The 7115-nt window shown below is 66.4% G+C and carries 6 protein-coding genes; 5 read left to right on the top strand and 1 reads right to left on the bottom strand.

The window, feature by feature from the left end; translation table 11 throughout:
• Positions 1-126 precede the first annotated feature (126 nt).
• Positions 127-1008 carry an NAD-dependent epimerase/dehydratase family protein gene (locus ACFHWY_RS27640; protein ID WP_416583182.1) on the bottom strand — a complete coding sequence of 294 codons (882 nt, stop codon included), beginning with the start codon at positions 1006-1008 and terminating at the stop codon, positions 127-129.
• Between the two features lie 178 nt (positions 1009-1186).
• Here ACFHWY_RS27640 and ACFHWY_RS27635 point away from each other — a divergent pair, with 178 nt between their 5' ends.
• The 5 genes from ACFHWY_RS27635 (at position 1187) to ACFHWY_RS27615 (ending at position 7054) form a co-directional block, all read left to right on the top strand.
• Positions 1187-1819, top strand: a complete 633-nt coding sequence (locus ACFHWY_RS27635; RefSeq protein WP_416583181.1) for a dTDP-4-dehydrorhamnose 3,5-epimerase family protein — start codon at positions 1187-1189, stop codon at positions 1817-1819.
• Positions 1816-2928, top strand: coding sequence for a DegT/DnrJ/EryC1/StrS family aminotransferase (locus ACFHWY_RS27630; protein WP_416583180.1), 1113 nt, complete (start codon positions 1816-1818; stop codon positions 2926-2928). The genes ACFHWY_RS27635 and ACFHWY_RS27630 overlap by 4 nt, the downstream gene beginning before the upstream one ends.
• A 1-nt stretch (position 2929) precedes the next feature.
• Positions 2930-3826: a glucose-1-phosphate thymidylyltransferase RfbA gene (gene rfbA, locus ACFHWY_RS27625; protein WP_416583179.1), complete on the top strand. Its 897-nt coding sequence runs from the start codon at positions 2930-2932 to the stop codon at positions 3824-3826.
• A gap of 206 nt (positions 3827-4032) precedes the next feature.
• Positions 4033-6537 (top strand): excinuclease ABC subunit UvrA, encoded by a 2505-nt coding sequence (gene uvrA / locus ACFHWY_RS27620; protein ID WP_416583178.1) that lies wholly within the window; start codon positions 4033-4035, stop codon positions 6535-6537.
• A gap of 223 nt (positions 6538-6760) precedes the next feature.
• Positions 6761-7054, top strand: coding sequence for a transposase family protein (locus ACFHWY_RS27615; RefSeq protein ID WP_416583177.1), 294 nt, complete (start codon positions 6761-6763; stop codon positions 7052-7054).
• Positions 7055-7115: the final 61 nt, after the last annotated feature.

Raw genomic sequence — 7115 nt, 5'->3', positions numbered from 1 at the left:
CACGGTCGTGGGTCTGGCCCAGGACCGGAATCTTCGCCCATGGCAGGGCTTTGACCTGCCGTACCTACCAGCCTCCACGAAGGACTAGGACCGGACCCGCCACAGACCTATCCAGTTACGCTGAGATCACCTCACTGCCTGCCACATGGCGCTCAACGATTCCTGGACCGTGAAACGGGGACGCCAGCCTAGGAGTTGTCGGGCTGCACGGATGTCCACCTGAGACCATTCTCCGCCGTGACTCGGAACCTCCCGCTGGGCAATGTGCAACCGCTCTTTCGGGAATTGGGCCTCGGCCACGAGCGACCTGACTAGGTCCCGCATGTCGGCGGCTCGGCCGCTGCCGATGTTGATCGCACATCCGGACAGCGACGCCGACGCGGCGGCCAGGGCTGCGCCCGCGACGTCACGGACATCGACAAAGTCTCGTCGCGCATCGACGACGGACAGCTCTACGACCTCGTCGGTGCCCATCGAAGCCCGCAGCCGCCGGAGGAGAACGGCGAAGAAGGTCTCCTCCGGCGGGTGTGGGCCGTATATGTTGGCGGCGCGCAGTACGACTCCGCCGAGGGCCATCATGGCCGTTGAGCAGGCCAGCTTGATCTGCGCGTAGGAGGTGCGCGGCCGCGGTACGGCGGACTCGTCGAGGGACGTCCCGACAGGCAGCGGGCCATACTCGTGCACCGAGCCGATGTGCACGAGGCGGGGCGCCCGCTCCATCAGCGCAACCGCTTCGACCAGACGCTGGACCACGCCCAGGTGCGAGTGCACCATTTCCGCCTGCGTCGGACCCCACCGGCCGGCCGCGTTGACCACGACATTGACGTGGCGTTCGGCGAACAGCACCCCGATGGTCGCGGCGTCGGTGGCGGCGACATCCAGCTCGACGAATTCGAGGCCGGTGGCGTGCGGAACACCAGCCTTCCGTGCGACGGCGAGAATGTCGTGCCCGGCAGCGGAGAATGTCGCGCAGATCTGCCGGCCAACACAACCTGTCGCGCCAATCACGGCAACGCGCAGCATATCGACCTCCAAGGATAGGATTAATTCCGGAGTTCTGGCGCTTCGACCGTACTGAGCTGAGATGTTTCCGACAAGCAGCGCTGATCGACCCCTAGTCCGCTTCGACCGACCTACTAGCTTGCGTCGATAGCGTTGGTCGACATCGAATATGGGAGGAGATCCAATGCGGATTGAGCCGGTGGGTTTGGAGGGTGCTTATCTCATCCGACCACAGATCTTTCCGGATAGCCGAGGCGTCTTCCTTGAGATATTTAACCAACCGGATTTCGAGGAGACGATCGGCCATCCGTTGGAGGTGGCTCAGGTCAACTGCTCATCGTCGCGCCGCGGCACGGTCCGCGGCCTGCACGGCGTCGCGATGCCACCGGGCCAGGCCCGGTACGCCACATGCGTGCGCGGAGCGATCGTCGACATCGTCGTCGATACCCGCATCGGTTCGCCGACGTTCGGTAGCCACATCCCGGTGCGGCTGGACGACGAACGGCGCGAAGCGCTCTACCTGGCCGAGGGGTTGGTCCACGGATTTGCTCCGCTCGATGACGAGGCCACCGTGGTTTACCTGTGCTCCAGCATCTACACCCCGGCGGCCTCGTTCCAGATCAATCCGCTCGACCCGGCCCTGTCCCTGCCTTGGCCGCAGCATGGCGAACCGATCCTGTCCGACAAAGACCGGACTGCGCCGACCCTGCGGCAGGCCCTCGACCTGGGGATACTGCCTACGTACAACGAATGTTTGGCGCTGAGCGAGGCGCGCCGGCTGCGGGCCGGCGGCGGCAGCCGGGAGGCGCTGCGATGATTCCGCTGTTCCGGGTACCGATGTCGGCGCAGGCCCCGGACGCCGTCGCCGCTGTCGTGGCGAGCGGACAGGTCGGTCAAGGCGCGAGGGTCGAGCAGTTCGAACGCGAGCTGGCCGATCGGATCGGTAACCCGCACGTAGCGACCTTGAACAGTGCGACGGCGGGTCTGCACCTGGCGCTGCGCCTGGTCAGGGGATCGACCCCCGGCGGTGAGGTTCTCACCACGCCACTGACCATGGAGGCTACTAACTGGACGATCCTGGCCAACGGCCTGGACATCCGGTGGGTCGACGTCGACCCTGCCACGCTGAACGTCGATCTGGACGACCTGGCCGAGAAGATCACCGCGAAAACCCGGGCAATCATGATCGTGCACTTCGCCGGCTACCCGGTGGACCTGGACCGGCTGCACGGGGTCCTCGACCGGGCCGAAGCGATTCACGGCCATCGGCCGATGGTGATCGAGGACTGCGCGCACGCCTGGGGTGCCACCTATCGGGACGTCCCGCTCGGCAATCACGGCAACATCTCGGTCTTCAGCTTCCAAGCCATAAAGCATCTGACCTGCGGTGACGGTGGCCTGATCGTACTGCCGAACGAGGATATGCATCGTCGGGCCAAGCTGCTGCGGTGGTTCGGCATCGACCGAGAGGGTCCGAACCGGCTACGAAACCCGCCCGACGTTCAGGAGTGGGGCTACAAGTTCCATATGAGCGACATCAACGCGGCGATCGGCCTCGCCAATCTCTCGCACTCCGACGAGGTGCTGCGGCGGCACCGAGCTAACGCCGCGTACTACGACAGCCGGCTGGCGGGCGTACCCGGACTGACGCTCACGCAGCGCGCCCCGGACCGACAGTCCTCATTCTGGATCTATCCGTTGCAGGTGGACGACCGGAACGGGTTCGTCAAGCGGATGGACGCGGCGGGCGTGATGGTGAGCCAGGTGCACATGCGCAACGACGTCCACACCTGTGTACGCGACTACATCGACCAGCTGCCCGCCTTGGACGTCGTTGACAAGCGCTTGGTCTGCATCCCGGTTGGCTGGTGGGTCTCGGACGACCAGCGCGAGTACATCGTCGACACGGTCGACTCGGGGTGGTGACGTGAAGGGCATCATCCTGGCCGGCGGCTCCGGCACCCGACTGCACCCGATCACGCTGGCCATCTCCAAGCAGCTGCTGCCGGTCGGCGACAAGCCGATGATCTACTACCCGCTCTCGGTTCTCATGCTCGCCGGGATCCGGGACATCCTGGTCATCTCCACCCCGGCAGACCTGCCGCAGTTCCGCCGACTCCTCGGCGACGGCGCCCACCTGGGGCTCCAGGTGTGCTACGCCGGCCAAGCCGAGCCCAACGGCCTGGCGGAGGCCTTCATCATCGGGGCCGACCACATCGGCGACGACGACGCGGCCCTAGTTCTCGGCGACAACATCTTTCACGGGCCGGCGTTCTCCGAGGTGCTCGCGGCTCGTACACGCGAGGTGCGCGGATGCGTGTTGTTCGGTTACCCGGTCACCGACCCCGAGCGGTACGGCGTCGGCGAGATCGACGCCGACGGCCGGCTGATATCTATCGAGGAGAAGCCGGCCCGTCCCCGATCCAACCGGGCGATCACCGGCCTTTATCTCTACGACAACACGGTCGTCGACATCGCGAAAAACCTCCGACCGTCGGCCCGCGGCGAACTGGAGATCACCGATATCAACCAGGCATATATCGAGCGTGGCACCGCGGCGCTCGTGGATCTGGGCCGCGGCTTCGCCTGGCTGGATACCGGCACGCCGGACTCCCTCCTGCTGGCCAGCCAGTACGTGCAGACCCTGGAGCAGCGTCAGGGGGTGCGGATTGCCTGCGTGGAGGAGGTGGCGCTGCGTATGGGCTTCATCGACACCGCCGCCTGCCACTCGCTGGGCGCACGGATGAGCAGATCCAGCTACGGCCAGTACGTCATGGCGATCGCGCGTGAACTCGCCGAAGGGCACGGACCGGGACGTATTTGACCCTGGCCCTTATATGTGGCGCGCCGGAAAGTAGAAGACTTGACAGATCGAAATTCATGCTATCGGGCCCTTGGGGAGGGGAAATGTGATCCGGGCGGCCCGGAGAAAGTTGCCGCATTGCCGCGGACTCGGTTACGATCGGCTCCTGTCACCCCGCGACAAGCCGATAGGGGATCCCCAGAGTGGTTTCGTACCCGGGCACAACTGTGCCCGAGAATAAATCGGCGGAGCTTCCAAGCCGGCTCACCGTGCGCGGTGCGCGGGTCCACAATCTGCGCGACGTGGACCTCGACCTGCCGCACCGTCAATTGATCGTCTTTACCGGGGTCTCGGGCTCCGGTAAATCATCTCTGGCCTTCGACACCGTGTATGCCGAGGCCCAGCGCCGCCAGGTGCAGTCGATGTCCACCTACGCGCGGCAGTTCATCACGGAGATGGACAAGCCTGATGTGGACCGCATCGAGGGCCTGTGCAACGCGGTCGCCGTCGACCAGCGGACCTCCGCGTCGCGGAGCCCGCGCTCCACCGTCGGCACCGTCACCGAGGTCTACGACCTCGTCCGGGTGGTCTACGGCCAGGCGGGCCGCGCGCACTGCACCGTGTGCGACCAGCTGCTGCGCGCCGACGGTGAGCTGCTGGTCTGCTCCGAGGGTCACAGCACCGCGACGCCGGATCTGGCGAGCCGCTCCTTCTCCTTCAATCTGCCATTCGGTCAGTGCCCCGACTGCACCGGCCTGGGCACCCGGCTTGAGGTTCAGGAGGACCTGATCGTGCCGGATGAGGGCCGGGCACTGGCGGACGGTGCGATCGCCCCGTGGAAGGCGCCGGCCAGCAAGACCGCGGAGAGCAAGCTCAGCAAGGCGGTCCGCGCCGACGCGGAACGCCGGATGCTGGCCGCGTTCATGGAGACCGAGGGTCGCAGCATGCTGTCACCCTGGCGCACCCTGCCGGAGGAGTTGCGTCAGCGGCTGCTGCATGCCGAGAGTATCCCGGTCGGCGACTCGGTCCTGCTCGGCGTCATTCCCTGGATCCGCCAACGGTACGAACGCACCCGGCTCGAGGGCGGCGGCCTGGTCCTGCAGGCGTTCATGCGTGACGTCCTGTGCCCCGGCTGCGGCGGAGGCCGGCTGCGCCCCGAGCAACTAGCGGTCAAAGTCGACGGCGTGGGTATCGCGGAGCTTACCTCGATGCCGGTCAGCTCGGTCCACCGGTTCTTCGAGAACCTGGTGGTCGGCGACCGCGACCGCAAGGTGATCGCGCAGGCGGTAGACGAAATCATGGATCGGCTGCGGTCGCTCGCGGACGTCGGCCTGGGCTACCTCACGCTGAACCGCCCGGCCCGGACGCTCTCCGGCGGCGAGGCACAGCGGATCCGGCTGGCGAGCCAGTTCGGCAGCCGGCTGTTCGGCCTGCTCTACGTGCTGGACGAGCCGACTGCCGGGCTTCACCCCAAGGACACCGAGGAACTGATCGCCACCCTGCGTCGACTGCGCGACCACGGCAATACCCTGATCGTGGTCGAGCACGACCACCACATGATCGAGGCGGCCGACCACGTCGTCGAGATGGGACCGGGTGCGGGCGAGCTGGGCGGGCAGCTACTCTTCGCCGGGCAGGTCAGCGAGCTGCTCACCGACCACAAATCGATCACTGGCGGGTACGTGAGCGGAGAGCGCGGGATCACGGTGCCCAAGCGGCGCCGGCCACCCTGCGCCGGGCAGGAGATCGTGGTCCGCAACGCCCGCGGCAACAACCTCACGGGCATAGACGTTGCATTCCCGCTCGGCTGTTTCGTCGCGGTCTGCGGTGTCTCTGGGGCCGGAAAGTCGACGCTCGTCGACCACACCCTGTGGCGCGCGGCGGAACGGTCGCTGGGGGGCACCGCGCCGGAACCGGCACCGCACGGCGGTATCGACGGACTGTCCGGGATCGACCGGGTGATCCGGGTAGACCAGTCACCGATCGGCCGGTCAGGCCGGTCGACACCGGCGACGTACACCGGGATCTTCGACGCTATCCGTAAGGCGTTCGCGGCGACCGAGGAGTCACGGCGGCGCGGCTTCAAGCCCGGTCAGTTCTCCTTTAACTCGCCCGGTGGGCGCTGCGAGGCCTGCTCCGGCGACGGCACCGTGCAGATCGAGATGCACTTCCTGCCGGACGTCTACCTCCCCTGCGAGGTGTGCCTCGGCAAACGCTACAAGGAGGAGACCCTGCGGGCGTACTACCGCGGCAAGACCATTGCCGAAGTGCTGGAGATGTCGATTGACGAAGCCGCAGAATTCTTCATCGGGGAGCCGGCGATTACCGGTCCACTTCGAACGCTGCGCGAGGTTGGGCTCGGCTACATCCGGATCGGCCAGCCCGCGAACACCCTCTCGGGTGGCGAGGCCCAGCGGATCAAGCTCTCCAGCGAGCTGCAGCGCCGCGCCGGACGTCACACGCTCTATCTGCTCGATGAGCCGACCACAGGGCTGCACTCCAGCGACATCGACCGGCTGCTGAAGGTCATGCATGACCTGGTGAGCAAGGGACACACCGTTGTCACCGTCACCCACAACCTCGATGTGGCCAAGGTGGCCGACTGGATCATTGACTTGGGGCCGGAGGGCGGCGACGACGGCGGCCGGCTGATCGGCACCGGCACGCCCGAGCAGATCGCCGCCGGGAGTGGTCACACCGCCCACTATCTACGGCGCTCCCTGCTCCTCTGACCCGATCCTGCGTTCAGGTGAACCGTGCCCAGCCCGAATTCCCGGGCCGGGCACGGTTCAGTGCACCCAGGGCGGTTGCAGGTTCCGGGGTTGTGTGGCTGGTCGGGTTGTGACCGGTTGGGCGTATAGCAGGGCCGGCACGGGGTTCGTGATCATTGTGGTGTCGAAGCCAGATGATCACGAGGTGGCCCGTGCCTGCTGAGCATCTTCTCTCATCCCCGCTGTGCTGGTGAAGCTGGGGCCGTTGGACACCGGCCGGATCGCTGACCTGCGGCCTTATCTCGATTCGGTGCCCGACCCGCGTTCCCGGCGGGGCCGGTGGTACTCGCTTACGGCAATCCTGCTGGTGTGTGCCTGTGGGGTCGTCTCGGGCGCGAAGAGCATCGACGAACTTGCCGAGTGGGGTCAGCGTGCCTCGACCGCGCTGCTGACAGTCATCGGGATCCGCGTGCATCTGCTGCGATGGCGGCGTACTCCGTCGTCGGCCACGATCGGCCGGGTGCTGAGGGGCTGTTGAGGGCTTGTAGAGGGATCTGTGTAACGGATTGAGATGGATATCCGTTATGGCCGGTAGGAGC

Origin of the sequence: Micromonospora sp. LOL_024 (genome assembly GCF_048060415.1) — a bacterium.
Lineage (GTDB): Bacteria > Actinomycetota > Actinomycetes > Mycobacteriales > Micromonosporaceae > Micromonospora.
The sequence above is the reverse complement of the archived record's forward strand: the minus strand, read 5'-3'. Positions and strand labels throughout refer to the sequence as shown.